The following is a 23,441-nucleotide window of genomic DNA, read 5'->3' as shown; positions in this document are numbered from 1 at the left end:
CGTCGTGCCGCATACCCACGGATGGTCGTTGGCGGACTCCCGTCGCGGGGCTACTGTCTGCCGCGTTTCCTAGTCCGCCAGCGGAAGGAGAGCGGCTTCCCGTGGGGTCCCATCGCCGCCTTGCACCGTCCGGGTTCGACCGGGGCGCCAGTGCCGCGGTCAGCTTCCTTTCCGTCACGGCCGCCGCCCTGGGCGCGGTACCGGCCGTGGCCGCACCGTACGACGACACCCGGGCCAAGATGGACCGCCTCTACGCGCAGGCCGAGAAGGCGACCGAGGCCTACAACGAGGCCGACGAGCGCGCCGACGCGCTGCGCGACGAGATCGGCATCGTCCGGGACCGGGTCGCCCGGCAGCAGCAGCGCGTCAACTCCATGCGCGAGTCGCTCGGTTCGCTCGCCGGAGCCCAGTACCGCTCGGGCGGCATCGACCCGTCCCTCGCCCTGCTGTTCTCCGACGACCCGGACGACTACCTCGACAAGGCCTCCCGGCTGGACCGCGTCACGGCCCACCGGGCCGGTGAGCTGAAGGAGCTTCAGGAGGCCATGCGCGAACTCGCCCAGGACCGCGAGGAGGCCGCGGGCAAGCTCCGCGAACTCGAGGAGAGCCGCAAGGCCGTCGCCGCCCACAAGAAGACCGTCGAGCGGAAGCTCGCGACAGCCCGGCGGCTGCTCAACTCCCTTCCGGACACCGAGCGCGACGCCTATGACCGGGCCTCCCGCTCCGGCCGCGACGGCCTCCTCGACCTCGGCGGCGCCACCGCCGCCTCGGGACGCGGAGCCGCCGCCGTCGCCGCCGCCCGCAGCGCGCTCGGCAAGCCCTACATCTGGGGCGCCAACGGCCCCTCCGGCTTCGACTGTTCGGGCCTGATGCAGTGGTCGTACGCGCAGGCCGGGGTCTCGCTGCCGCGCACCTCGCAGGCCCAGCGGTACGCCGGGCGGCAGGTCCCGCTGTCCGAGGCGCGCCCCGGTGACCTTGTCGTCTACCGGTCCGACGCCAGCCATGTCGGGATGTACATGGGCAACGGCCAGGTCATCCACGCGCCCTACCCCGGCGCACCCGTGCGCTACGACCCGGTCGGGATGATGCCGGTCTCGTCGGTCACCAGGGTCTGACCCGCGCGGCCCGGCGCCCGTACGATCGGGAACGTGGCTGGTCGAAGGTCGGGGTCCCCGGTGGTGGCGCTCGTTGTGCTGCTCGTCTTCCTGACCGGATGCGGGGGCCGGCCCGCCGCCGACAGCGCCACGGCCGACGTCCAGCGGCTCCTCGACCGGCGGGCCGCCGCGGTCCTCGACCACGACGAGCGGGCCTACGCGCGCACCGGTACGGGAGCGGATTACGCCCACCTACGCGCGCTGCCCCTGGCCGGCTGGTCGTACCGCGTGACCGGCCTGCACCGCACGGGCGACACGGCCACCGCCGACGCCGAACTGCGTTACCGCGTCGCGGGCTACGACCGGGCCCCGGTCACCGCAGGCCGCACCCTGCGGCTCAGCCGCGAGGCGGACGGGCAGTGGTCCGTCGACGCCGACCGGCCCGCGAGGAAGTCCGCCCAGCAGCTCTGGGACCAGGGGCCCGTCCAGGTCGTCCGGGGCGAGCGCAGCCTGGTCCTCGGCGTCGGGCAGTCCGGCCGGTCGCTGCGCGGCTTCGCGGACCTGGCCGACCGTGCGGTGCCCGCGGTGTCGGAGGCGTGGGGCACGGACTGGGGGCGGCGCGTCGTGCTGCTCGTACCGAGGTCACTGGAGGGGATGGCAGCGCTGCTCGGCGCGCCCGCCTCCTCCTACCGCGGGATCGCGGCGGTCACCACCGGCGAGACGGGCGCACCGGCGCGGGCGCCCGCGGACCGCGTCATCGTCAACCCGGACGCGTTCGCCCTCCTCGGCACCGTCGGCGAGCAGGTCGTCGTCACCCACGAGACCACCCATGTCGCCACCCGCGCCCACACCACCCCCGCCACACCGCTCTGGCTGTCCGAGGGCTACGCCGACTGGGTCGGCTACCGGACCGCCGGCCGCACACCGCGCGAGGCCGCGCCCGAACTGTCCCGCGCGGTGACCCGGGGCCAGATCCCGTCCGCCCTCCCCGACGACGAGGACTTCGGCTTCACCGGCGACGCGAGCCGCCTGGCCCGGGCCTACGAGAGCGGCTGGACGGCGTGCCGGCTGATCGCCGACCGCTGGGGCGAGGCCCGGCTGGGCGAGTTCTACCGAGCCGTCGGGGAGCACCGGAAGCGGGCCGGGGCGGTGGAGGAGGCCATGCGCGAGGTGCTGGGGACGACGCCGGAGGCCTTCACGGAGGAGTGGCGGGGCTATCTGCGGGATCGGCTGGGCTGACCGGGGCGTGCCCCGGACGGACAGTCCGGGGTCTCAACCCGGCTGTTCGAGCAGGGCGACGGCCTCCCGCAGCCAGGCTCGTTCCGCCTCGCCCGTCGCCCGGGCGACCCGCAGGATGCCCTGGCGGAACAGGTCGTCCGTCTCCTCGGCGCGGACCGGCTTGCCGGACTCGTAGAAGAAGCTCGTCGGGGTTTGAAGGAAGTCCAGCCGACGGCGCAGCACCGCGGCCTGCTCGTGCCGGTCGGGCAGGTGGCGCAGGAACGCCAGGACCGTGTTGAAGCGGACCTGGTCGGTGATCTCGGTCTGCTTCGGACGGCGCAGTCGCTCCAGCAGTTCCTCGCGGCCCTTGCCGGTGAGGGCGAGGATCCGGCGCGGGGCCGCGCTCGCGCCCGGCTCGGTGTGCTGGTCGAGCAGGCCCGCCCCGACCAGGCGCGTGATCGCCGGGTAGAGCGCGCCGTCGCTCACCGGCCGGACATGGCCGGTCAGCGCCTTGATCCGCTCCTTGAGCTCATAGCCGTGCAGCGGCTCCTCGGCCAGGAAGCCCAGGATCGACAGCTCCAGCATGGTCCTCCTTGCGGGTGCGTGAGTCCCTATGTTACCTCTTATCGAGCTACCTCGAATCGAGGCATCCTCAGGGGGACAGTCACCGTGAACGCCCACCGCAAGCAACTCCTCCAGCTCGCTCGCCCCGTCTACTTCTCGCTCCTCGCGTCCGTCGCCGCCGGGATCATCAACACCGTCTGGGTCGCCCGGCTGGGCGGCCCGGCCGTGGCCGCCGTGGCCGTGGCGACCACCACGGAGAACGTGCTGCTCGGCGTCGCCCTGGTCTTCGGCTCCGGCACGACCGTGCTGGTCGCACACGCCCGCGGCGCCCGCGACCCCGCCGCCGTACGGGCGGCCGTGCGCGGCGGCTGGGCGCTGTGGGCTGTGGTGACGCCCCCGGTGGTGGCGGGCGGCCTGCTGGGACGCGAACCGCTGGCCCGGCTGGTGCTCGGCGGGGCCGACGGCGCCGCCCTCCCGCTCGCCGTCGCCTACTTCGCGCTCTCCATGCCCGGCATGGCCGTCTTCTTCGCCCAGCAACTCGTCGACGGCATCCTCAAGGGCACCGGCGACACCAGAACCCCGCTGCGACTCGCCCTGCTGTCCAACGGCCTGATCCTGGCCCTCGACCCCTTCCTCATCCACCTCTACGGCGTCCGGGGCGCGGCCGCCGCCACGGTGCTGTGCCGGTCCGTGGCGCTCGGGGCCGGACTCGTCGCGGTCCGGCGCAACACCCTGCTGCGGAGCGCCCGCGGCGCGGCACCGGCCGAGCCCCTGGCCGTCTCCCTGCGCCGGACCCTGACGACCGGCCTGCCCATGTCCGCCGACTTCACCGTGCGGCAGACGGGTGCCCTGGTCCTGGTCGCGATCGTGGCGCGGCTCGGGGTGACGGCGGTGGCCGCGTACTCGGTCGCCTACAAGGTCATGTACGTGGCGACCATGGCCTTCTACGCCGTCCGCCAGGCCGCGTCCATCCACACCGCGCACACCCGGGGTGAGGGCAGGGACGCGCGGCGGGAGATCGGGCGGCAGGCCGTGCTGGTCTCCGGAGCGATCGGCCTTGCCGCGGCCGTACTGCTGGCCGTCACCGCCCCGTGGCTCATGGCCGCCTTCGGCGCCGGACCCGGGGTCGCGGGCGAGGGCGTGCTCTTCCTGCGCTGCGTCGGGCCCTATCTGCTGCTGATGGCCTGCCTCATCGCGCTCGGCGGGGTCTTCGAGGGCAGCGGGAGCGCCCCGGAGCTGCTGCGTGTGACCGTGCTCGGGACGGCTGTCCAGCTGCCGCTCGCGTACGGCCTGACGGGGTTCGCACTGCCCGGGGTGTGCCTCGCGCTGGCGGTGGCGACGGCGGTGCAGTGCGGGCTGGCGGGCGTGCTGTTCCGGCGGTCCCCGGCTCAGGTGGAGACCGGGGTCTCGTCGGTGCGGGTGGGCTGAGCGGGCAGGGGAGCGGGGACCGTGCGCGGCACCGTCGCGCGCCACAGGGCGCGGGCCGCGAGGAGCGCGGCGGCCACCAGAAGGCCGTTGCGCAGGAACAGCAGGGTCAGCCCGAGGCCGTCACTGGCCACCACGCTGGCGAAGTAGAGCGGGAATTCCAGCACCGTCACGAAGCACGCCACCAGCACCAGCCCGACCGGCAGCCGCATCCGGCTCCCGGGGAAGTACAGGCAGACCGCGGCCAGTCCGACCAGCCACACCATGTACTGCGGGCTGATCACCCGGCTGGTGGTGGTGAACATCAGCACCGCCACGAAGGCCGCGTCGGCGAGCGTGTGCTCCTCGAAGCGCCGGGCCAGCAGCCGCCACAGCACCAGCCAGCCGAAGGCCGCTCCCGTCAGGAACAGCGCGCCCGTGCTCACCTCGCTCACGTACGGCCCGAGGAACTCGATCGAGCCGTAGTTCAGCCGCACCTCGCCCTCCCAGCCGAAGTGCCGGGCGACGTGGAAGACCAGCGCGCCCAGCGACTCCACCTCGGTGCCCCGGTCCCGCTGGAAGGTCAGGAAGGCGAACGCCCCTGGCATGGCCAGGGCGAACACACCCGTCACCACGATGCCCGTCACCACGGCCGACACCCACGAGGCCCGTCGGCGGGCAGCCAGCAGGAGCATCACCGGCCAGACCTTCAGCAACGTCCCGAACGCGGCCAACGCTCCCATCGCCCTGGGATGCCGGGCACTCACGAGCAGCGCCGCCACGGCCACCGCCGTGACCATCACGTCGTAGCGCGCGTACACGGTCGGCCCCAGCAGCGGCACGCCCGCCACCCACACCCAGGCGCCGCGCAGCGACCTGCCGTGGCGCCGGCCGGCGTACGCCAGCAGGGCCAGGACGGCCAGGTCGGTGACGCAGACCAGCACGTAGAACGCGGTCGCGTAGGGCAGGAAGGGCAGCAGGCCGGGGGAGAGGATCGCCAGGGCGGCGGCGGGCGGGTACTGCCAGGTGACGTCGTCCTGCGGGAACGTTCCGGTGCGCAGGACGTCGTACCAGCCCTGATAGATCACGGACACGTCGCTCGTCACGTCCGGGCCCGGGAAGACGTACACCTTCAGCACGAACAGCAGCAGCACCAGCCTCGTGAGACACCAGACCACCAGCAGACATGCCAGGGACCGCCTCGCGCCCGTCGTCCTCACCTGATCCCTGCCCGTCCGCGTGCCGTATCGAGGAGGCCATGATGTCCCCGACAGCTGTGAGCGTGCCACACCCGCCGGCGCGTTCGGCCGTGAGGGCGGTTCGGTAGGGTCGGCGGCGTGCGCAAGACCCTGATCGTGACGAACGATTTCCCACCCCGGCCGGGCGGCATCCAGGCGTTTCTGCACAACATGGCGCTGCGGCTGGACCCACAGCGGCTGGTCGTCTACGCGTCGACCTGGAAGCGGAGCCGGGAGGGCGTGGAGGCGACCGCCGCCTTCGACGCGGAGCAGCCCTTCACCGTCGTACGGGACCGTACGACCATGCTGCTGCCGACGCCGGGCGTCACCCGGCGGGCCGTCGGGCTGCTGCGGGAGCACGGGTGTACGTCGGTGTGGTTCGGGGCGGCGGCCCCCCTCGGCCTGATGGCGCCCGCGCTGCGGAGCGCGGGCGCCGAACGGCTGGTGGCCACCACGCACGGGCACGAGGCCGGCTGGGCGCAGCTGCCCGCCGCCCGGCAGCTGCTGCGCCGGATCGGCGACTCCACGGACACGATCACCTACCTCGGCGAGTACACACGCTCCCGGATCGCCGGCGCGCTGAGCCCCCAGGCGGCCGCGCGGATGGCGCAGCTGCCGCCGGGCGTGGACGAGAAGACCTTCCACCCCGGGTCGGGCGGCGACGAGATCCGGGCAAGGCTCGGCCTGACGGACCGCCCGGTGGTGGTGTGCGTCTCCCGGCTGGTGCGGCGCAAGGGCCAGGACACCCTGATCCAGGCCATGCCGCGGATCCTCGCGGCCGAGCCGGACGCCGTGCTGCTGATCGTCGGAGGCGGCCCGTACGAGAAGGATCTCCGCAAGCTCGCCCACGACACGGGCGTCGCCGGCTCCGTCCGCTTCACGGGCCCGGTGCCCTGGGCGGAGCTGCCCGCCCACTACGGCGCCGGTGACGTCTTCGCCATGCCCTGCCGGACCCGCCGCGGCGGCCTCGACGTCGAGGGCCTCGGCATCGTCTACCTGGAGGCCTCCGCGACGGGCCTCCCGGTCGTCGCCGGCGACTCGGGCGGCGCACCGGACGCGGTCCTCGACGGCGAGACGGGCTGGGTGGTCCGCGGCGGCTCGCCGGCGGAGGCAGCCGACCGCATCACCACCCTCCTGGCAGACGCCGAGCTGCGCCGCAGGATGGGCGAGCGGGGCCGCGAGTGGGTCGAGGAGAAGTGGCGCTGGGACCTGCTCGCCGAGCACCTCAAGAACGTGCTGTAGGTGTCTTCCCTCAGGGGCGCGGGGAACTGCGCGATCAACCACGAACAACCCGCACCCGCCCACAACGATCAAGCGGCACCCCACTAGGCGGAACCAGATAATCCGCCGATGCTTCGCACATGACATCAAACCTGACGCAGCATCAGCTGACAAGACGTCAAATCCTTGGCATGGCAGCCCTCCAGACGGCAGCCACCCTAGGGTTCACCCGCATAGGCCTCGACTCCGCCCGAGCGGCGCAGCCAGACGCAATCGACACCGCCCCCGCGATAGTCATCGGCTCCGGCTACGGCGGCGCCGTGGCCGCCCTCCGCCTCGCCCAGGCCGGCATCCGCACCCTCGTCCTGGAGATGGGCCGGCTCTGGAACACCCCCGGCCCCGACGGCACGATCTTCTGCTCCACCCGCACCCCGGACCAGCGCTCCATGTGGTTCCGCACCCGCACCGAGGCACCCCTGGGCACCTTCCTCTGGCTGGACGTCGTCAACCGGGACATCGGCCGCTACCCGGGCGTCCTGGACCGCGTGCACTTCGCGCAGATGTCCGTCTACGTCGGCCGGGGCGTCGGCGGCGGCTCACTCGTTAACGGCGGCATGGCGGTCACACCGCCCAGGGCCTACTTCACCGAGCAGTTCCCCACCGTCGACGCCGACGAGATGTACGGCACGTACTTCCCGCGCGCCCGCGCCGCCCTCGGCGTGAACAGCGTGGACCCGGCCTGGTTCGAGTCGACGGAGTGGTACCGCTTCACCCGTGTCTCCCGTCAGCACGCCGAGAAGACCGGACTGCGGACCACCTTCGTGCCGAGCGTCTACGACTTCGGCCACATGGCGCGCGAGGCGGCCGGCACCGCCCCGAAGTCGGCACTCGCCGGCGAGGTCATCTACGGCAACAACCACGGCAAGCGCAGCCTCGACAAGACCTACCTCGCCGCCGCGCTCGGCACCGGGCGCGTCACGATCCACACCCTGGAGAAGGTCCGCGCGATCAGCCGGGCACCGGACGGGACCTACGTCCTGACCGCCGACCGCGTCGACGAGACCGGCCGGGTCGTCGAGACCAGGGAGTACGGCTGCACGTACCTCTTCCTCGGCGGCGGCAGCCTCGGCACCACCGAACTGCTGCTGCGCGCCCGGGAGACCGGCACCCTGCCCGATCTCGACCCCAGTGTCGGCGCCGGCTGGGGCACCAACGGCAACGTGATGCTCGGCCGGGCCAACCACGTGTGGGACACGGTCGGCGCGAACCAGTCGACCATGCCGGTCATGGGCATCGACGACTGGGCCAACGCCGCCAACCCGGTGTTCGCCGAGATCGCCCCGCTGCCGACCGGGCTGGAGCACTGGGTGAGTCTCTATCTTGCGATCACCAGGAACCGGGAGCGGGCGTCCTTCTCCTACGACACCGGCTCGGGCGAGGTACGGCTCGGCTGGACGGCCGCCCACAGCGCGGTCTCCGTCGCCATGGCCAAGAAGCTGTTCGACCGGATCAACGCGGCCAACTCGACGATCTACCGGTACGACCTGTTCGGGTCCCCCAGCAAGGTGTTCGCCGACGACTTCACGTACCACCCGCTGGGCGGCTGCGTACTGGGCAAGGCGACGGACGCTTACGGGCGGGTCAAGGGGTGTCCGAAGCTGTACGTCACCGACGGCTCGCTCGTGCCCGGGTCGATCGGGGTCAACCCCTTCGTGACCATCACCGCGCTCGCCGAACGCACGATGGCGCGGGTCCTCGCCGAGGACACCGCGCCATGACGCCGCTCGTACGCTACTTCGCGTAGATCGCCTCGACCTCGTGCGCGTAGTCCTTCGCCACCACGTTCCGCTTCAGCTTCAGTGAGGGGGTCAGGTGGCCCGACTCCTCCGTGAACTGGGAGGACAGAATGCGGAACTTCCGCACCGATTCCGCCTTCGACACCGCGGCGTTGCCGTCGTCGACCGCGGCCTGGATCGCGGCCAGCAGGTCCGGGTCCTCGCACAGCGACGCCGCGGTGGAACCCGCCGGCTTGCCGTGGTCCGCGCACCAGCGGCCCAGGAACTCCTCGTCGATGGTGATCAGCGCGCCCACGAACGGCCGCCCGTCGCCCACCACCATGCACTCCGCGACCAGCGCGTGCGCCCGGATGCGGTCCTCGATCACGGCCGGGGCGACGTTCTTGCCGCCCGCGGTGACGATGATCTCCTTCTTGCGGCCGGTGATCCTGAGGTAGCCGTCCTCGTCGAGGGTGCCGATGTCACCGGTGTGGAACCAGCCGTCGGCCAGCGCCTCCGCGGTCGCGCCGGGGTTGTTCCAGTACTCCTTGAACAGGTGCTCGCCGTGCAGCAGCACCTCGCCGTCGTCGGCGATCCGGACCACCGAGCCGGGCAGCGGCTGGCCGACCGTGCCGATCTTCTGCCGGTCCCAGGGGTTGAACGCGGTGGCCGCGCAGGACTCGGTCAGGCCGTAGCCCTCCAGGACCGTGAAGCCGATGCCGCGGAAGAAGTGGCCGAGGCGCTCGCCGAGCGGGGCACCGCCGGAGATGGCGTACTCGCCCCTGCCGCCGAGGACCGTGCGGAGCTTGCTGTAGACGAGCTTGTCGAACGTCTTGTACTTGATCCGCAGACCGAGGGAGGGGCCCGAGGGGGTGTCCAGCGCCTGGCTGTAGGCGATCGCGGTGTCGGCGGCCTTGTCGAAGATCTTGCCCTTGCCGTCGGCCTGGGCCTTGGCACGCGCCGAGTTGTAGACCTTCTCGAAGACGCGCGGTACGCCGAGGATCAGCGTCGGGCGGAACGCGGCCAGCTCGTCGGTGAGGTTCTTGATGTCCGGGACGCAGCCGAGCTTGATCGGCGCCATCATCGGCGCGATCTGCACGAGCCGCCCGAAGACGTGCGCGAGCGGCAGGAAGAGCAGCACCGAGCACTCGCCCGTGCGGAACAGCGGACGCAGCCGTTCCACGATGTTGCCGCATTCGGCGAAGAAGCTGCGGTGGGTGAGCACGCAGCCCTTGGGACGGCCGGTCGTGCCCGAGGTGTAGACGATGGTCGCCGGGTCGTCGGCCTTGGCGATCGAGCCGCGCTCCTCGACCGTCTGGTCCGTGACGTCCTGCCCGAGCCGCCCCAGCTCGTCGATGCCGCCGCCCTCGATCTGCCACACGTGCTTGAGCGCCGGCAGCCGGTCGCGCACCGACTCCACGGCGGCCGTGTGACCGTCCGACTCCACGATGCACGCGGTCGCGCCCGAGTCGCCGAGGATCCACTGCACCTGCTCCGGCGAACTGGTCTCGTACACCGGCACGGTCACCGCGCCCGCGCTCCAGATCGCGAAGTCCAGCAGCGTCCACTCGTAACGGGTGCGGGACATCAGGCCCACGCGGTCGCCCGGCTGGACCCCGGCGGCGATCAGCCCCTTCGCGGCCGTACGTACCTCGGCGAGGAAGGCGGTGGCCGTCACGTCCTGCCAGGTGCCGCCGACCTTGCGGGCGATGACGGCGACGTCCGGGTGCTGCGCGGCGTTTCTGCGGACGATGTCGGTCAGATTGCCGTCCGCAGGGACCTCGTACAAAGCCGGAAGGCTGAACTCGCGCAAGACTGCTGCTCCTCATAGGGCGCCGGCGCCACGACGTTGTGTGATGCGACGGTCCGATCCAAGGCTCGGGCAGGTGCTCGAGCATTCACTTGTTGAAATGCAGAGCACGACTGGACTGCCCGGACGTTACCCGCCGGTATGGCTTCTACGACAGGGGGTCCCGGCGAGATGTTCGCTGCGTCACACAGTTGGGTATTCCTTCGCGCACAGTAGTCCACGTACTAACTGACTGGCCAGTAACCGCAGGTAGGGCCGCCACTGTTCACAACTGCAGCGCTCGACCTACCCTTGATCGCCATGGCACCCACACCAGCCGGAAAGCACAGGACGCGTGTGCACGTGGTCAGCGACGTGCACGGCAACGCCCGTGACCTGGCGAGGGCCGGCGACGGCGCCGACGCCCTGATCTGCCTGGGCGACCTCGTCCTCTTCCTCGACTACGCCGACCACTCGCGCGGCATCTTCCCCGACCTGTTCGGCGTCGAGAACGCCGACCGCATCGTCGCACTGCGCACCGCCCGCCGCTTCCGGGAGGCGCGGGAGTTCGGGGCCGGGCTGTGGGCCGGCGTCGGCGCGGACCGGGCCTCGGTGATCGAGAAGGCCGTGCGCAAGCAGTACGCCGAGATGTTCGCCGCGTTCCCCACCCCGACGTACGCCACCTACGGCAATGTCGACATGCCGCCCCTGTGGCGGGAGTACGCCGGTCCCGGCACGACCGTTCTCGACGGCGAGCGCGTCGAGATAGGCGGCTGGGTCTTCGGCTTCGTCGGAGGCGGCCTGCGCACCCCGATGCGGACGCCGTACGAGATCAGCGACGAGGAGTACGCGGCGAAGATAGAGGCCGTCGGCGAGGTCGACGTGCTGTGCACGCACATCCCGCCCGAGGTTCCCGAACTGGTCTACGACACCGTCGCGCGCCGCTTCGAGCGCGGCAGCCGGGCCCTGCTGGACGCCATCCGCCGCACCCGCCCCCGCTACTCCCTCTTCGGACACGTGCACCAGCCGCTGGTGCGGCGGATGCGGATCGGGGCAACCGAGTGTGTGAACGTGGGGCACTTCGCGGGGACCGGGACGCCGTGGGCGCTGGAATGGTGAGGACGTCCCAGGTCGGGTGAGATCGGCGGGTCCCGTGCGCGGTAGCCTTCACGCGACACACGCTTGCGCACGACGACCTCATACCGGCCCGCACCTGGAGGAGCCACGGAGATGGCGGAACACACCAGCTCGAGCATCACCATCGAGGCGGCCCCGGCCGACGTCATGGCGGTCATCTCCGATTTCGCCCGCTACCCGGACTGGACCGGCGAGGTGAAGGAGGCCGAGGTGCTCAAGACCGACGAGCAGGGTCGCGCCGAACAGGTCCGGCTCGTCATGGACGCGGGTGCGATCAAGGACGACCAGGTCCTCGCGTACACGTGGACCGGCGGGAACGAGGTGTCCTGGACGCTGGTGAAGTCCCAGATGCTCCGCTCCCTGGACGGCACGTACATCCTGAAGCCGGCGGGCTCGGACGGCACGGAGGTCACGTACGCGCTGACCGTGGACGTCAAGATCCCGATGCTCGGCATGATCAAGCGCAAGGCGGAGAAGGTCATCATCGACAGGGCGCTGGCGGGTCTGAAGAAGCGCGTGGAATCGGGCACTTAGGGGTCGGCGCCGTAGCGGTGCCTGCGCCGTGCCGGGTGCGGGCCCGTTGTGACTGGTCGCGCCCACGCGGCGGAGCCGCACGTTCACACAGCCCCGCGCCCCTTGGGGCGTCTGGGTTACCGTTCACCCCCATGCGCACCATCCTGATCACCGGCCCCGGCGGCAGCGGCCGTACCACCCTCGCGGCCGCGACCGCCCTGACCGCGGCGGCGGAGGGCACCCGCACCCTCGTCCTCGGCACCGACCGTACGGACACACTCGGTGCCGCCCTGGGGACGCGCACGGGACCTGAGCCGACCGAGGCCGCACCCCGTCTCACGGCCTGGCGTCCCGACCCCGCCCAGGACTTCCGGAAGGACCTCACCGCCCTCCAGGACCGCGCCTCCTCCGCCCTGGACCTCCTCGGCGCCTCCCGCCTCGACCCGGAGGAACTCACCCCCCTGCCCGGTGCCGAGGAACTCGCGCTCCTGCGCGCCCTGCGGGACGCCGCGCTTTCGGAGTCGTACGACCTGCTCGTCGTCGACCTGCCACCGGCCCCGCAGGCCCTCGCCCTCCTCGCCCTGCCCGAGGAACTCCGCCGCTACCTGCGCCGCCTGCTGCCGCCCGAACGCCAGGCCGCCCGCGCCCTGCGGCCCGTACTGGGCCGGCTCGCCGGCGTCCCGATGCCCGCCGAGTGGCTGTACGAGACGGCTGCCCGCTGGGACCTGGAGCTGGCCGCCGTCGAAGCGGTCGTCGCCGACCGCGGCACCGTCGTACGGCTGGTCGCCGAGCCCGGCCCGGCCGGTGCCGACGCCCTCCGCGCCGCCGGCCTCGGCCTCGCCCTGCGCGGCCTGCGCACCGACCTCGTGGTCGCCAACCGCGTCCTGCCCGAGGCGTCCCCGGACACCTGGCTGGCCGGCCCGGTCGCCCAGCAGCGCAAGACACTGGACGAATGGCGGGAGTCGCACGACGTCCGGACCGTCGCCCACCTCGGACGCGACCCGGTCGGCCCCGACGACCTGGCCGCCCTCGCCGTGCCCGGCGCGGGCCCCGACACCGCCGTCCCACCGGCCGAGTGGCCGGTGACCGACCGGCTCGGCGAGGACGGCGTGCTCGTCTGGCACATCCCGCTGCCCGGCGCCCTGCGCGAGGAGCTGGACCTCGTCCGGCGCGGCGACGAACTCGTGGTCACGGCGGGGCGATTCCGCCGGGTCGTTCCGCTGCCCTCCGCGCTGCGCCGCTGCACCGTCGACGGGGCCGCCCTGCGCGAGGGCGAGCTGCGCATCCGCTTCGCACCCGACCCGAAGCTGTGGCCGCAGACGCGGTGAGAGGGGGTAACGTCGTAGGGACGAACCGTAGTCAGGAGTCCGTCATGAGCGAAGAGCTCCCCCCGTCCGACGCCGCCCGTGAAGAGGCCGCGGACGAGGCACGGGCCACCGACGCCGACGCCTGGGCGACCGCGTGCGCCGAGGACCTCGAGGCGGAGAAGGCCCGGCGCCGCGCCCAGTACGGCCCGCCCCAGGGCTCCGCGGCCGAGGAACTGAAGAAGCTCGTGGACGTCGTCGCGGACAAGCTGTCGGGGATCCAGTCCCCGCTGCTCGGCGCGGTCGCCGGGCCCGCCGCCGAGCAGGTCGTCCGCCAGGTCGTCCAGCAGGCCAAGGCCGCCGTGGAACCCGTCATCGAACGCAACCCGGACGTCTTCGACCACCTGGCCGCCGCCGGGAACGAACTGCTCGCCGCCTACCGCTCCGCCGTCGAGGCCCAGGAACGGCGCTGGACCGGCCGCGACGACCGGATCGACCCGCGTGACCTGGACGAACGCCACGACCGGGGCGACGACGCCGGCCCCGGGGAGCGCATCGACCTGGACTGAGCCCCCGCCCTCGGACGAGCCGCGACCGGCGTGCCGCCGCCGGCCCTGCCCAGCGTGCGGACGACAGCGAACCCGACGGCCTGCCTCGGGTACCGTTGGCCGTAGCGGGGCTCGACCGAAACTGAGGGATTCATGGGACTCACCATCGGCGTCGACATCGGCGGCACGAAGATCGCGGCCGGCGTGGTCGATGAGGAAGGCAACATCCTCTCGACCTTCAAGGTGCCGACCCCGGGCACGCCTGAGGGCATCGTGGACGCCATCGCATCGGCGGTGGAAGGCGCACGCGTCGGGCACGACATCGTCGGCGTGGGCATCGGCGCGGCCGGTTATGTGAACCGGCAGCGCTCCGAGGTCTACTTCGCGCCCAACATCCACTGGCGCAACGAGCCGCTCAAGGAGAAGGTCGAGGCCCGTGTGGACCTCCCGGTGGTCGTCGAGAACGACGCGAACGCCGCGGCGTGGGGCGAGTACAAGTTCGGCGCCGGCAAGGGCCACCGCAACGTCATCTGCATCACGCTCGGCACCGGTCTCGGCGGCGGCATCATCATCGGCAACAAGCTGCGCCGGGGGCACTTCGGCGTGGCCGCCGAGTTCGGCCACATCCGCATGGTGCCGGACGGCCTGCTGTGCGGCTGCGGCTCGCAGGGCTGCTGGGAGCAGTACGCGTCGGGGCGGGCGCTGGTGAGGTACGCCAAGCAGCGCGCCAACGCCACCCCGGAGAACGCCGAGATCCTCCTCGGCCTCGGCAACGGCACGCCCGACGGCATCGAGGGCAAGCACATCTCCATGGCCGCCCGCCAGGGCGACCGCGTGGCCGTCGACTCCTACCGCGAACTGGCCCGCTGGGTCGGCGCGGGCCTCGCCGACCTCGCCTCCCTCTTCGACCCCTCCGCCTTCATCGTCGGCGGCGGCCTCTCCGACGAGGGCGAACTGGTCCTGGGCCCGATCCGCAAGTCCTACAAGCGCTGGCTGGTCGGCGGTAACTGGCGCCCGGTGGCCGAGGTCAGAGCAGCGGAGCTGGGCAACAAGGCGGGCCTGGTGGGAGCGGCGGACCTGGCGAGGGAACCCGACCCGATCATGTAAACGCCTTCGGGGGCGTGCCCCAAGGGGCGCGGGGAACTGCGCGCAAGCCACGAACAACCGGTACGCGCGCACAGTCCTCGCGCCCCGATCTCCTGGGCGTAGATTGATCACATGTCGCTGCTCCCCAACTCCCGTACAGAACCCGATGGTTCCGCGGTCATCAGGGTCCTCAGCTACAACATCCGCTCGATGCGGGACGACACCGACGCCCTGGCGCGCGTCATCCGCGCCTGCGCTCCCGACCTGGTCCTCGTCCAAGAAGCCCCCCGCTTCTTCCGCTGGCGCAAGAAACTCGCCCGCCTCGCCCTCGCCTCCGGTCTGGTCGTCGTCACCGGGGGCGCCACCACCACAGGCCCGGCGATCCTCTGCTCGCTCCGGGCGAGTATCGAGCGCACGGAGGACGTCCTCCTGCCCCGCACCCCCGGCCTGCACCGCCGCGGCTTCGCCACGGCGGTCGTCCGCTTCGCCGGCACGCGTCTCGGGGTCCTGAGCTGTCACCTGTCGCTCCAGAAGGACGAGCGCTACGACCAGGCCGGCCTGCTCCTGGACCGGCTGGCCGGAATGGGCGTGGAGCACGCGATCGCGGGCGGCGACCTGAACGAACGCCCGGAGGGGCCCGCCTTCCGCCGCCTCGCCGACGCCCTGCGGGACTGCCGCGCGACCGCGCCCTGGGGCGGCGAGCACACCTGGACCCCCGCCGACCCCTACCAGCGCATCGACGCGGTCTTCGCGACCGAGGGCATCGAGGTGCTGGGCTGCGGAGTGCCGGCCGGCCACCCCGGGGTGACCGACGCGGACCTGAGGGCGGCCACGGACCACCTCCCGGTCCTGGCCGCCCTCAGAGTGCCGGCTTCCTAGACGACCGCACCCCGCCCCGGGTCGTCGTCGTCCTCGTCGTCCGTCCGCATCCGCATCACCAGCGTCGCGAACCCGCCGAGGAACCCGCCGATCCCCAGCGTGGCCAGCCACCACGTCATCTCCCAGCCGAGCAGCACGGCCAGCAGCAGTATCAGCGGCCCGCCGAGCACGCCCAGCCAGGCGAACTTGGCGGTGGCGTCGGCGGACGGCAGCGGGGGCGGCTCCGGGGGCACGAAGTGGCCCTCGTCGTCCTCGTCGAAGTCGTCCTCGGTGGGCTCCGGCGCGGTGTAGTCGCGCGGGCCGACGCCGGGCGCGAAGGAGACGGAGCCACCCAGAGGCTTGGCCGGCTTGTCACCGGACGCGGACCCGGGCCCGGACCCCTTGGCCTCCGGAGCCTCACGCTCAGCGGGCTTCGGCCCGGCAGCAGGCTTCGGCTCGGCAGCAGGCTTCGGCTCGGCAGCGGACTTCGGCTCAGCGGGCTTCGCGGCGTCCCCGGCCGTGTTCACCCGGTCGTCGTTGGTCGGAGATTCCAGCAGTGCCAGGTCCTCGACCGACTTGAACGGCTTGGCGCCCGGCGGGTCCGGCGGCTCCTCGCCGTATCCGGCGACGATCGCCGCCCAGGCGGCCGCCTCGTCGAACGGGACGCCCTGCTCGTCCGGCTCGCGGCCCTCGCGGTCGGAGTCGTGCTCAGCCACCTGCGGTCGTCCCTTCCTTGCCGAGACCGGGCTCCTTGCCGAGGCCGGACGCGAGCCGGCCGATGAACGAGGTGCTCTCCTCGAAGATCCGGTCCGCGTCATGGTCCAACGTGGCGACGTGGTAGCTCTGTTCCAGGAGGACCTCTTTCACGTCGGTCGACGAGATGCGGCTGAGGATACGGGCCGAGTCGGCGGGCGGCACCACGTGGTCCTGCGGGCTGCGCAGCAGCAGCACCGGCTGGGTGACCTGGGGCAGCTCGCGGTCGACGACCTGGAAGAACTGGCGCAGGGAGTGCGCCGCGTGCAGCGGCACCCGGTCGTAGCCGAGCTCCCTGCTGTCCGGCTTGGCGATGTCGCTGGCGATGCCCTTCGTCGCGGGGACGAAGTGGCGGATCACCGGGAGGGCGTGCGCGGCCAGGCCGTGCACCTTGTTCGCCGGGTTGACGACCACCACACCGGAGACGGCGTCGCCGTGCCTCGCGGCGAGCCGCAGGGCCAGGGCGCCCCCCATGGACAGCCCGGCCACGAAGACCTGCGCGCGGCGCTCGCACAGGAGGCGCAGCTCTCGGTCCACCTCCGCGTACCAGTCCGGCCAGCCGGTGATCCGCAGGTCCTCCCACCGTGTGCCGTGCCCGGGCAGCAGCGGCAGCGAGACGGTCAGGCCCTGTGCGGCGAGATGCTCCGCCCAGGGGCGCAGCGACTGCGGTGAACCGGTGAAGCCGTGGCAGAGGAGCACGGCGATCTCCCCGCCCTCGTGGCGAAACGGCTCGGCTCCGGCAAGGACCGGCACCTTCGGCCTCCTGGTCGTGAGAAGGGACGGACACGATCACGGATGGTCACGGAACGTCATGGCAGGGATCGCACGGCGTTCGCGGGACCTTCACCGTACGCGACGGCACTGACACCGACCAGGGCCGTCGGCGCCTTTGACAGCGCGCCGGGTTAAGGTCTGATCGACACACACAGGAGGCACTCGGTTGTTGTACGGCGCGATGAAGGTCGCTGTTGGGGGACCGCTGAAGGTCGCCTTCAGGCCCTGGGTGGAAGGCCTGGAGAACATTCCCTCCGAGGGCCCGGCGATCCTGGCGAGCAACCACCTCTCCTTCTCGGACTCGTTCTTCCTGCCCGCGGTCCTGGACCGCAAGGTCACGTTCATCGCGAAGGCCGAGTACTTCACCACGCCCGGTGTGAAGGGCCGGCTGACGGCCGCCTTCTTCAAGGGAGTCGGCCAGCTTCCGGTGGACCGCTCCGGTGCGCGCGGCGCGGGTGAGGCCGCCATCAGGAGCGGCATCGATGTGCTGGAGCGCGGCGAGCTGTTCGGTATCTACCCGGAGGGGACGCGCTCGCCCGACGGGCGGCTCTACCGCGGCAAGCCGGGCGGCCTCGCGCGCGTGGCGCTCGCGACCGGCGCGCCCGTCATCCCCGTCGCCATGATCGACACGGAGAAGATCCAGCCGCCCGGGAAGGTCATGCCGAAGCTGATGCGTCCCGGCATCCGGATCGGCAAGCCCCTGGACTTCAGCCGCTACCAGGGCATGGAGCACGACCGGTTCGTGCTGCGCGCGGTGACCGACGAGGTCATGTACGAGATCATGAAGCTCTCCGGCCAGGAGTACGTCGACATGTACGCGACGGCCATGAAGCGGCAGCTCACGGAGGCGGCCAAGGCGGAGAAGGAAGCCGAGAAGGCGGCGAGGGCCGCACTCGCGCGGGCGGAGAAGGAACAGGCGGAGAAGGCGGAGCAGGAAAAGCCGGAGCAGAGGCGGACCGAGCCCTAGTCGGGGGCTCGTCAGGGGGATGGGGGAGATGGCCGAGCGCGAGCGAGTCATGAGGATGTCGGTCGAGCAGCCGCTGTGGCGAGCGCTGACCGCCTACCGGGTGCTCACGATGCTGTACGCGATCGGCCTGTTCACCACCGCCTACGAGGAGTTCACCCGGCCCTGGGTCGCCGTCGCCTACTACGCCGTGCTGAGCGGGTGGACCCTGGCCACCCTGCCCCGCGTCGCGAACGCCGCCCGCTGCACCAAGCGGTTCCTCGCCGCCGACCTCACCATCGCCGTCGCCGGCATCCTGCTCACGCCCGTCGCCGACGCGCCCGAGCGGATCCATGCGGGTGGCCCGACCCTGCCGTCGATATGGACCGCCGGTGCCGTCCTCGCCTTCGCCGTCAAGGGCGGCTGGCGCTGGGCGGCCCTCGCCTCCGGCCTGGTGGCCGTCGCCAATCTGATCGAGCGCGGCAGCCCGGCCCGTGACACCGTCCACAACGTCATCCTGGTCTGCATCGCCTCCATCGCCATCGGCTACGTCGTCGAGGTCGCCCGCGCCTCCGAGCGCACCCTCGCCCGCGCCCTGGAGATCGAGGCCGCCACACGCGAGCGGGAGCGCCTCGCCCGGGACATCCACGACAGCGTGCTCCAGGTGCTGGCGATGGTACAGCGGCGCGGCGCGGTGATCGGCGGCGAGGCGGCCGAGCTGGGCCGGATGGCCGGTGAGCAGGAGGTGGCGCTGCGCACCCTGGTCTCCGGGGGACTGGTGCCCGTCTCCCGGGTCTCGGAGGACGCCGCCGAGGGAGCCGTCGTCCGGGCCGTCGACGAGCAGCCGGAGGAGAGCGGCCCCGTCGACCTGCGCGCCCTGCTCGCGCCGTACGCCGGCGCCAGGGTCAGCCTCGCCGAGCCCGGCGCGCCGGTGCCGCTGGCGCCGGTCGCCGCCCGGGAGGTGGCCGCGGCCGTCGGGGCGGCGCTGGACAACGTCCGCAAGCACGCCGGGGAGCAGGCGCGCGCGTGGATCCTCGTCGAGGACGAGCCGGACGAGGTGATCGTCACCGTGCGGGACGACGGACCCGGCATCCCGGAGGGGCGGCTCGACCAGGCCGAGGGCGAGGGGCGGCTCGGCGTCGCCCTGTCGATCCGCGGCCGGCTGCGTGACCTCGGCGGCAGCGCGGAGCTGATCTCGGTGCCGGGCCAGGGCACGGAGGTCGAGTTGAAGGTACCGAAGGACGTGACGAACGTACGGGGGAAGGCGGAGCGGCGATGACGGAGACCACGGAGGGCCGGCGGGACCCGATCAAGGTCATGGTGGTCGACGACCACCCCATGTGGCGCGACGCGGTCGCCCGGGACCTGGCCGAGTCGGGCTTCGCGGTGGTCGCCACCGCGGGCGACGGCGACCAGGCCGTGCGCCGCGCCAAGGCCGCCGCACCCGAGGTGCTCGTGCTCGACCTGAACCTGCCCGGCAAGCCCGGCGTCCAGGTCTGCAAGGAGGTCGTCGCCGCCGACCCGGCGCTGCGGGTCCTGGTGCTCTCCGCGAGCGGTGAGCACGCCGACGTCCTGGAGGCGGTGAAGTCCGGCGCGACCGGCTATCTGCTGAAGTCGGCCTCCACCGAGGAACTCCAGGACGCGGTCCGCCGCACGGCCGCCGGTGACCCCGTCTTCACCCCCGGCCTCGCCGGGCTGGTCCTCGGCGAGTACCGCCGCCTGGCCTCCGAACCCGCCCCCGCTCCCGACACCGACGAACCGAAGGCCCCCCGGCTCACCGACCGCGAGACCGAGGTGCTGCGCCTCGTCGCCAAGGGCCTGAGCTACAAGCAGATCGCCGAACGCCTGGTCATCTCCCACCGCACGGTGCAGAACCACGTCCAGAACACCCTCGGCAAACTCCAGTTGCACAACCGCGTGGAGCTGGTCAGGTATGCGATAGAGCGCGGCCTCGACGACGAGTGAGGCGCACGTCACACTGACCCTTCGTCAGGCACCTGCGGCGAAGGGACTGTTCCATGCGCGTCGGAGTACTGACCGGGGGCGGCGACTGCCCCGGGCTCAACGCCGTCATCCGGGCCATCGTCCGCAAGGGCGTGCAGGAGTACGGCTATGACTTCACCGGCTTCCGGGACGGCTGGCGCGGTCCCATGGAGAACGACACCGTCCGTCTCGACATCCCCGCCGTGCGCGGCATCCTGCCCCGTGGCGGCACCATCCTCGGCTCCTCGCGGACCAATCCGCTGAAGGAGCGCAACGGCATCCGCCGCATCAAGGAGAACCTCGCGGGGCTGGAGGTCGAGGCGCTCATCGTCATCGGCGGCGAGGACACGCTGGGCGTGGCCGCCCGGCTGTCCGGCGAGTACGGCGTGCCCTGTGTGGGCGTTCCGAAGACGATCGACAACGACCTGTCCGCCACGGACTACACCTTCGGCTTCGACACCGCGGTCGGCATCGCCACCGAGGCCATCGACCGGCTGCACACCACCGCCGAGTCCCACATGCGGGTCCTGGTCTGCGAGGTCATGGGCCGGCACGCCGGCTGGATCGCCCTCCACTCGGGCCTGGCCGGGGGCGCGAACGTCATCCTCATCCCCGAGCAGCGCTTCGACGTCGAGCAGGTGTGCTCCTGGGTGACGTCCCGCTTCCGGGCGTCGTACGCGCCGATCGTGGTCGTCGCCGAGGGGGCCATGCCCAAGGACGGCGACATGGTCCTCAAGGACCAGACGCTGGACTCCTTCGGGCACGTCCGCCTGTCCGGTGTCGGCGAGTGGCTCGCCAAGGAGATCGAGAAGCGCACGGGCAAGGAGGCCCGCACGACGGTCCTCGGCCATGTCCAGCGCGGCGGCACCCCCAGCGCCTTCGACCGCTGGCTCGCCACCCGTTTCGGACTGCACGCCATCGACTGCGTCCGCGACGGCGACTTCGGCACGATGGTCGCCCTGCGCGGCACGGACATCGTCCGCGTCCCCCTCGCGGACGCGACGGCCCGCCTGAAGACGGTGGACCCGAAGCTGTACGAGGAGGTCGGGGTGTTCTTCGGCTGACGGACCGCCCCGCCCCGGGCGCCGGTCGGGCCGCGCGGCCCGACCGGCCCCTTGCTACACCGAGGGCGTGTTCGTGCCCCGCAGTTGCCCCACCAGGTCCCGCACGACCGCCGCGCCGTTGAGCGTGAGCACCGACTCCGGGTGGAACTGCACCCCCGCGAATCCGGGCCCGCGCAGCGCGTGCACCTCCCCGTTCGCGGCGCGGCTGACCTCGACGCCGTGCGCGGCCAGCTCCTGATGGGCTCCTTCGTCGCAGCGTGCCACGAAGCTGTTGTAGAAACCGACCGTCTCCGGCCGCCCGAACAGGTCGATCGTCGTCTGCGCCCCCTGGTACGGCACTTCCTTCCGTACGATCTCCAGCCCCAGCTCGGCCGCGATCAGCTCGTGCCCGAGGCAGACGCCGAGCACGCCGTGCGGGTGGCCGGTGAGGACTTCGGCCGTGAGGTTCCGCAGGATCCGCATCTTGGGATCGGTGAGATCGGAGGGATCACCAGGACCCGGGCCGAGCACGACCGGGCCCTCGTGCGCGAGCACCGCCTCCCGGAGCCCGTCCTCGTCGTACCGCCGGACGGTCACCTCCAGCCCGCCCGACCGCAGCACATGCGCGAGCATCGCCGTGAAGGTGTCCTCGCCGTCGACCACCAGGGCGTGTCCGGCCAGCTCTGCGGACGCCTTCTGCATCCGCAGCCAGAACGGCGCGAGCGAGGCCCGGCGCCCGTCGAGCGCGGCCTGCACGCGTGGGTCGTCGGCCAGTCGTGGCCGGACGGACTCCTCGCGCGGCCTGCCCGGCCGGATGCCCAGGGCCGTCAGTACTCCCGCCGCCTTCGCGTGCGTCTCCGCGACCTCGCCCTCCGGGTCGGAACCGCGCACGAGCGTGGCGCCCACCGGCACCCGCAGCCGGCCACCGGCGTCGATGTCGGCCGTGCGGATGAGGATGGGGGAGTCGAGGGTCTGGGCCCCGCCCGAGTCATGGCCGAGGAGGGCCAGGGCACCGGCGTAGTACCCGCGCCCGCCGACCTCGTGCCGCTCGATGACCCGGCAGGCGTTCTGCACCGGCGAGCCCGTGACGGTCGCCGCGAACATGGTCTCCTTCAGTACTTCCCGCACATCCAGCGAGGACTTCCCGCGCAGCTCGTACTCGGTGTGCGCGAGGTGCGCCATCTCCTTCAGCCGGGGCCCGACGACCACCCCGCCCATGTCGCCGACGGTGCACATCATCTTGAGCTCCTCGTCGACGACCATCGACAGCTCCTCGATCTCCTTGCCGTCGGCGAGGAAGTCCAGCAGGTGCTCGGGCGTCGGCCCCTCGGCGGGATAGCGGTACGTCCCGCTGATCGGGTTCATGACGACCGTGCCGCCGGACATCCGGACGTGCACCTCCGGGCTCGCCCCGACCAGCGTCCGGTCGCCGGTGTGCACGACGAACGTCCAGTACGCGCCCCGCTCGCCCTCCAGCAGCCGCCGGAACAGCGCCAGCGCGTCGGCCCGGCCGAACCCGGGGATCTCACCCTCGTACGTCCGCCGGATGACGAAGTTGGCACCCTCGCCCCGCCCGATCTCCTCCCGCAGCACGCGCCCGACGATCTCCGCGTACTCCTCGTCACCGACGTCGAAGCCGCCGCCCTCGACGCGCACGTCGCGGGCCGGGAGCTGCTCCAGGGCGTCGGTGAGCGGGACGACGTAGGACTCCTCGGGCGTCAGCACCGACAGCGGAGTGCCGTCGTCGCGGACGTCGAAGCCGCGCTCGTGGATCTGCCGGAAGGGGACGAGCGCCAGGCCCTCGTCGGGGAGGTCGGCGAGGCGGTCGTACGTGGTGACCGGGCCGACGAGGATCTCGATCAGTTCGTGGCCGTGTCCCGGGGTGCGGCGGCGCAGCAGGGCGAACGGGCGGGGGTCGTCCAGCAAGCCGAGCAGATTCATGGGTGCGTGCTCCTTCTCCGAGGATCCGGTGGGATTTCGGTGGAGAGGAACGACCCCGGGAAACGCCGAAGGCCGCCCCTCGGGCGGCCTTCGCGAAGTCTGTCGTACGCGCAGTCAGTGGGCCGCCGGATGAGCGGTCCACCACCAGGTCTGGATCGAGTGCGCGAACATGGCAGGCACCCTACCCCATGTCCGAGACCCCGTGTCCGAGTCGTGTACCCCGTGTCTCAATTGCTGGGCATGGGTCAGGGCGTC

22 protein-coding genes are annotated in these 23,441 nt (G+C 72.2%); 15 read left to right on the top strand and 7 right to left on the bottom strand.

All coding sequences use genetic code 11. From position 1 onward, the window contains the following. Positions 1 to 101: 101 nt before the first annotated feature. Both HDA41_RS10790 and HDA41_RS10785 read left to right on the top strand, forming a co-directional pair. A complete protein-coding gene (locus HDA41_RS10790) occupies positions 102 to 1,115 on the top strand; it encodes a C40 family peptidase (RefSeq protein ID WP_184982918.1) in 1,014 nt (337 codons plus the stop codon). A gap of 33 nt (positions 1,116 to 1,148) precedes the next feature. Further along, positions 1,149 to 2,333 (top strand): hypothetical protein, encoded by a 1,185-nt coding sequence (locus HDA41_RS10785; RefSeq protein WP_184982916.1) that lies wholly within the window; start codon positions 1,149 to 1,151, stop codon positions 2,331 to 2,333. Between the two features lie 33 nt (positions 2,334 to 2,366). On the opposite strand, the gene HDA41_RS10780 is transcribed toward HDA41_RS10785, so the two are convergent. After that, a complete protein-coding gene (locus tag HDA41_RS10780; RefSeq protein ID WP_184982914.1) occupies positions 2,367 to 2,897 on the bottom strand; it encodes a PadR family transcriptional regulator in 531 nt (176 codons plus the stop codon). Between the two features lie 84 nt (positions 2,898 to 2,981). Between HDA41_RS10780 and HDA41_RS10775 the strand changes: the two genes are divergently transcribed. Beyond that, positions 2,982 to 4,304, top strand: coding sequence for an MATE family efflux transporter (locus HDA41_RS10775; protein WP_184982912.1), 1,323 nt, complete (start codon positions 2,982 to 2,984; stop codon positions 4,302 to 4,304). Here HDA41_RS10775 and HDA41_RS10770 read toward each other — a convergent pair. After that, positions 4,265 to 5,500 carry a glycosyltransferase 87 family protein gene (locus HDA41_RS10770; protein ID WP_184982910.1) on the bottom strand — a complete coding sequence of 412 codons (1,236 nt, stop codon included), beginning with the start codon at positions 5,498 to 5,500 and terminating at the stop codon, positions 4,265 to 4,267. The genes HDA41_RS10775 and HDA41_RS10770 overlap by 40 nt on opposite strands. A gap of 117 nt (positions 5,501 to 5,617) precedes the next feature. Here HDA41_RS10770 and HDA41_RS10765 point away from each other — a divergent pair, with 117 nt between their 5' ends. Beyond that, on the top strand, positions 5,618 to 6,760 hold the full coding sequence (locus HDA41_RS10765; RefSeq protein ID WP_184982908.1) for a glycosyltransferase family 4 protein: 1,143 nt from the start codon (positions 5,618 to 5,620) through the stop codon (positions 6,758 to 6,760). A 119-nt stretch (positions 6,761 to 6,879) separates the two neighbouring features. Then, the gene (locus HDA41_RS10760; protein WP_446561850.1) at positions 6,880 to 8,517 is read left to right on the top strand and encodes a GMC oxidoreductase; all 1,638 of its coding nucleotides are present in this window, start codon (positions 6,880 to 6,882) and stop codon (positions 8,515 to 8,517) included. A 13-nt stretch (positions 8,518 to 8,530) separates the two neighbouring features. On the opposite strand, the gene HDA41_RS10755 is transcribed toward HDA41_RS10760, so the two are convergent. Next, positions 8,531 to 10,327, bottom strand: coding sequence for an AMP-dependent synthetase/ligase (locus tag HDA41_RS10755; RefSeq protein WP_184982904.1), 1,797 nt, complete (start codon positions 10,325 to 10,327; stop codon positions 8,531 to 8,533). Positions 10,328 to 10,624: 297 nt separating this feature from the next. Between HDA41_RS10755 and HDA41_RS10750 the strand changes: the two genes are divergently transcribed. The 6 genes from HDA41_RS10750 (at position 10,625) to HDA41_RS10725 (ending at position 15,770) form a co-directional block, all read left to right on the top strand. After that, entirely contained in the window at positions 10,625 to 11,422 is a 798-nt protein-coding gene (locus HDA41_RS10750; RefSeq protein WP_184982902.1) for a metallophosphoesterase family protein, read from the top strand. A 111-nt stretch (positions 11,423 to 11,533) separates the two neighbouring features. Further along, the gene (locus HDA41_RS10745) at positions 11,534 to 11,974 is read left to right on the top strand and encodes an SRPBCC family protein (RefSeq protein ID WP_184982900.1); all 441 of its coding nucleotides are present in this window, start codon (positions 11,534 to 11,536) and stop codon (positions 11,972 to 11,974) included. Between the two features lie 131 nt (positions 11,975 to 12,105). After that, positions 12,106 to 13,281 (top strand): ArsA family ATPase, encoded by a 1,176-nt coding sequence (locus HDA41_RS10740; protein WP_184982898.1) that lies wholly within the window; start codon positions 12,106 to 12,108, stop codon positions 13,279 to 13,281. Positions 13,282 to 13,325: 44 nt separating this feature from the next. Next, positions 13,326 to 13,826 (top strand): DUF5304 domain-containing protein, encoded by a 501-nt coding sequence (locus HDA41_RS10735; protein ID WP_184982896.1) that lies wholly within the window; start codon positions 13,326 to 13,328, stop codon positions 13,824 to 13,826. Between the two features lie 132 nt (positions 13,827 to 13,958). Then, the gene (locus tag HDA41_RS10730; RefSeq protein WP_184982894.1) at positions 13,959 to 14,912 is read left to right on the top strand and encodes an ROK family glucokinase; all 954 of its coding nucleotides are present in this window, start codon (positions 13,959 to 13,961) and stop codon (positions 14,910 to 14,912) included. 111 nt (positions 14,913 to 15,023) lie between these two features. Then, positions 15,024 to 15,770, top strand: a complete 747-nt coding sequence (locus HDA41_RS10725) for an endonuclease/exonuclease/phosphatase family protein (protein ID WP_184982892.1) — start codon at positions 15,024 to 15,026, stop codon at positions 15,768 to 15,770. Here the strand turns inward: HDA41_RS10725 and HDA41_RS10720 are convergent. Next, positions 15,767 to 16,465 carry a hypothetical protein gene (locus HDA41_RS10720; RefSeq protein WP_184982890.1) on the bottom strand — a complete coding sequence of 233 codons (699 nt, stop codon included), beginning with the start codon at positions 16,463 to 16,465 and terminating at the stop codon, positions 15,767 to 15,769. The two genes, HDA41_RS10725 and HDA41_RS10720, sit on opposite strands and share 4 nt — an antisense overlap. After that, positions 16,458 to 17,255 (bottom strand): alpha/beta hydrolase, encoded by a 798-nt coding sequence (locus tag HDA41_RS10715; protein WP_184982888.1) that lies wholly within the window; start codon positions 17,253 to 17,255, stop codon positions 16,458 to 16,460. The genes HDA41_RS10720 and HDA41_RS10715 overlap by 8 nt, the downstream gene beginning before the upstream one ends. 202 nt (positions 17,256 to 17,457) lie before the next feature. On the opposite strand from HDA41_RS10715, the gene HDA41_RS10710 reads away from it, so the two are divergent. From HDA41_RS10710 to HDA41_RS10695, 4 genes are read left to right on the top strand one after another with little or no spacing between them, the layout of a single operon-like run. After that, on the top strand, positions 17,458 to 18,243 hold the full coding sequence (locus HDA41_RS10710; protein WP_184982886.1) for a lysophospholipid acyltransferase family protein: 786 nt from the start codon (positions 17,458 to 17,460) through the stop codon (positions 18,241 to 18,243). Positions 18,244 to 18,271: 28 nt separating this feature from the next. Beyond that, entirely contained in the window at positions 18,272 to 19,498 is a 1,227-nt protein-coding gene (macS, locus tag HDA41_RS10705; RefSeq protein ID WP_184982884.1) for a MacS family sensor histidine kinase, read from the top strand. Further along, positions 19,495 to 20,184 carry a response regulator gene (locus HDA41_RS10700; protein ID WP_184982882.1) on the top strand — a complete coding sequence of 230 codons (690 nt, stop codon included), beginning with the start codon at positions 19,495 to 19,497 and terminating at the stop codon, positions 20,182 to 20,184. Before macS ends, HDA41_RS10700 begins: the two co-directional genes overlap by 4 nt. A gap of 53 nt (positions 20,185 to 20,237) precedes the next feature. Beyond that, a complete protein-coding gene (locus HDA41_RS10695; protein WP_184982880.1) occupies positions 20,238 to 21,266 on the top strand; it encodes a 6-phosphofructokinase in 1,029 nt (342 codons plus the stop codon). 54 nt (positions 21,267 to 21,320) lie between these two features. Here HDA41_RS10695 and HDA41_RS10690 read toward each other — a convergent pair whose 3' ends face one another. Together HDA41_RS10690 and HDA41_RS42675 are read right to left on the bottom strand one after the other, a co-directional pair. Beyond that, positions 21,321 to 23,186 carry an anthranilate synthase family protein gene (locus HDA41_RS10690; RefSeq protein ID WP_184982878.1) on the bottom strand — a complete coding sequence of 622 codons (1,866 nt, stop codon included), beginning with the start codon at positions 23,184 to 23,186 and terminating at the stop codon, positions 21,321 to 21,323. Positions 23,187 to 23,300: 114 nt separating this feature from the next. Next, the gene (locus HDA41_RS42675) at positions 23,301 to 23,357 is read right to left on the bottom strand and encodes a trp operon leader peptide (protein ID WP_082319877.1); all 57 of its coding nucleotides are present in this window, start codon (positions 23,355 to 23,357) and stop codon (positions 23,301 to 23,303) included. Positions 23,358 to 23,441 lie beyond the last annotated feature (84 nt).

The organism is Streptomyces caelestis, from assembly GCF_014205255.1.
GTDB classification, from domain to species: domain Bacteria; phylum Actinomycetota; class Actinomycetes; order Streptomycetales; family Streptomycetaceae; genus Streptomyces; species Streptomyces caelestis.
The sequence above is the reverse complement of the archived record's forward strand: the minus strand, read 5'-3'. Positions and strand labels throughout refer to the sequence as shown.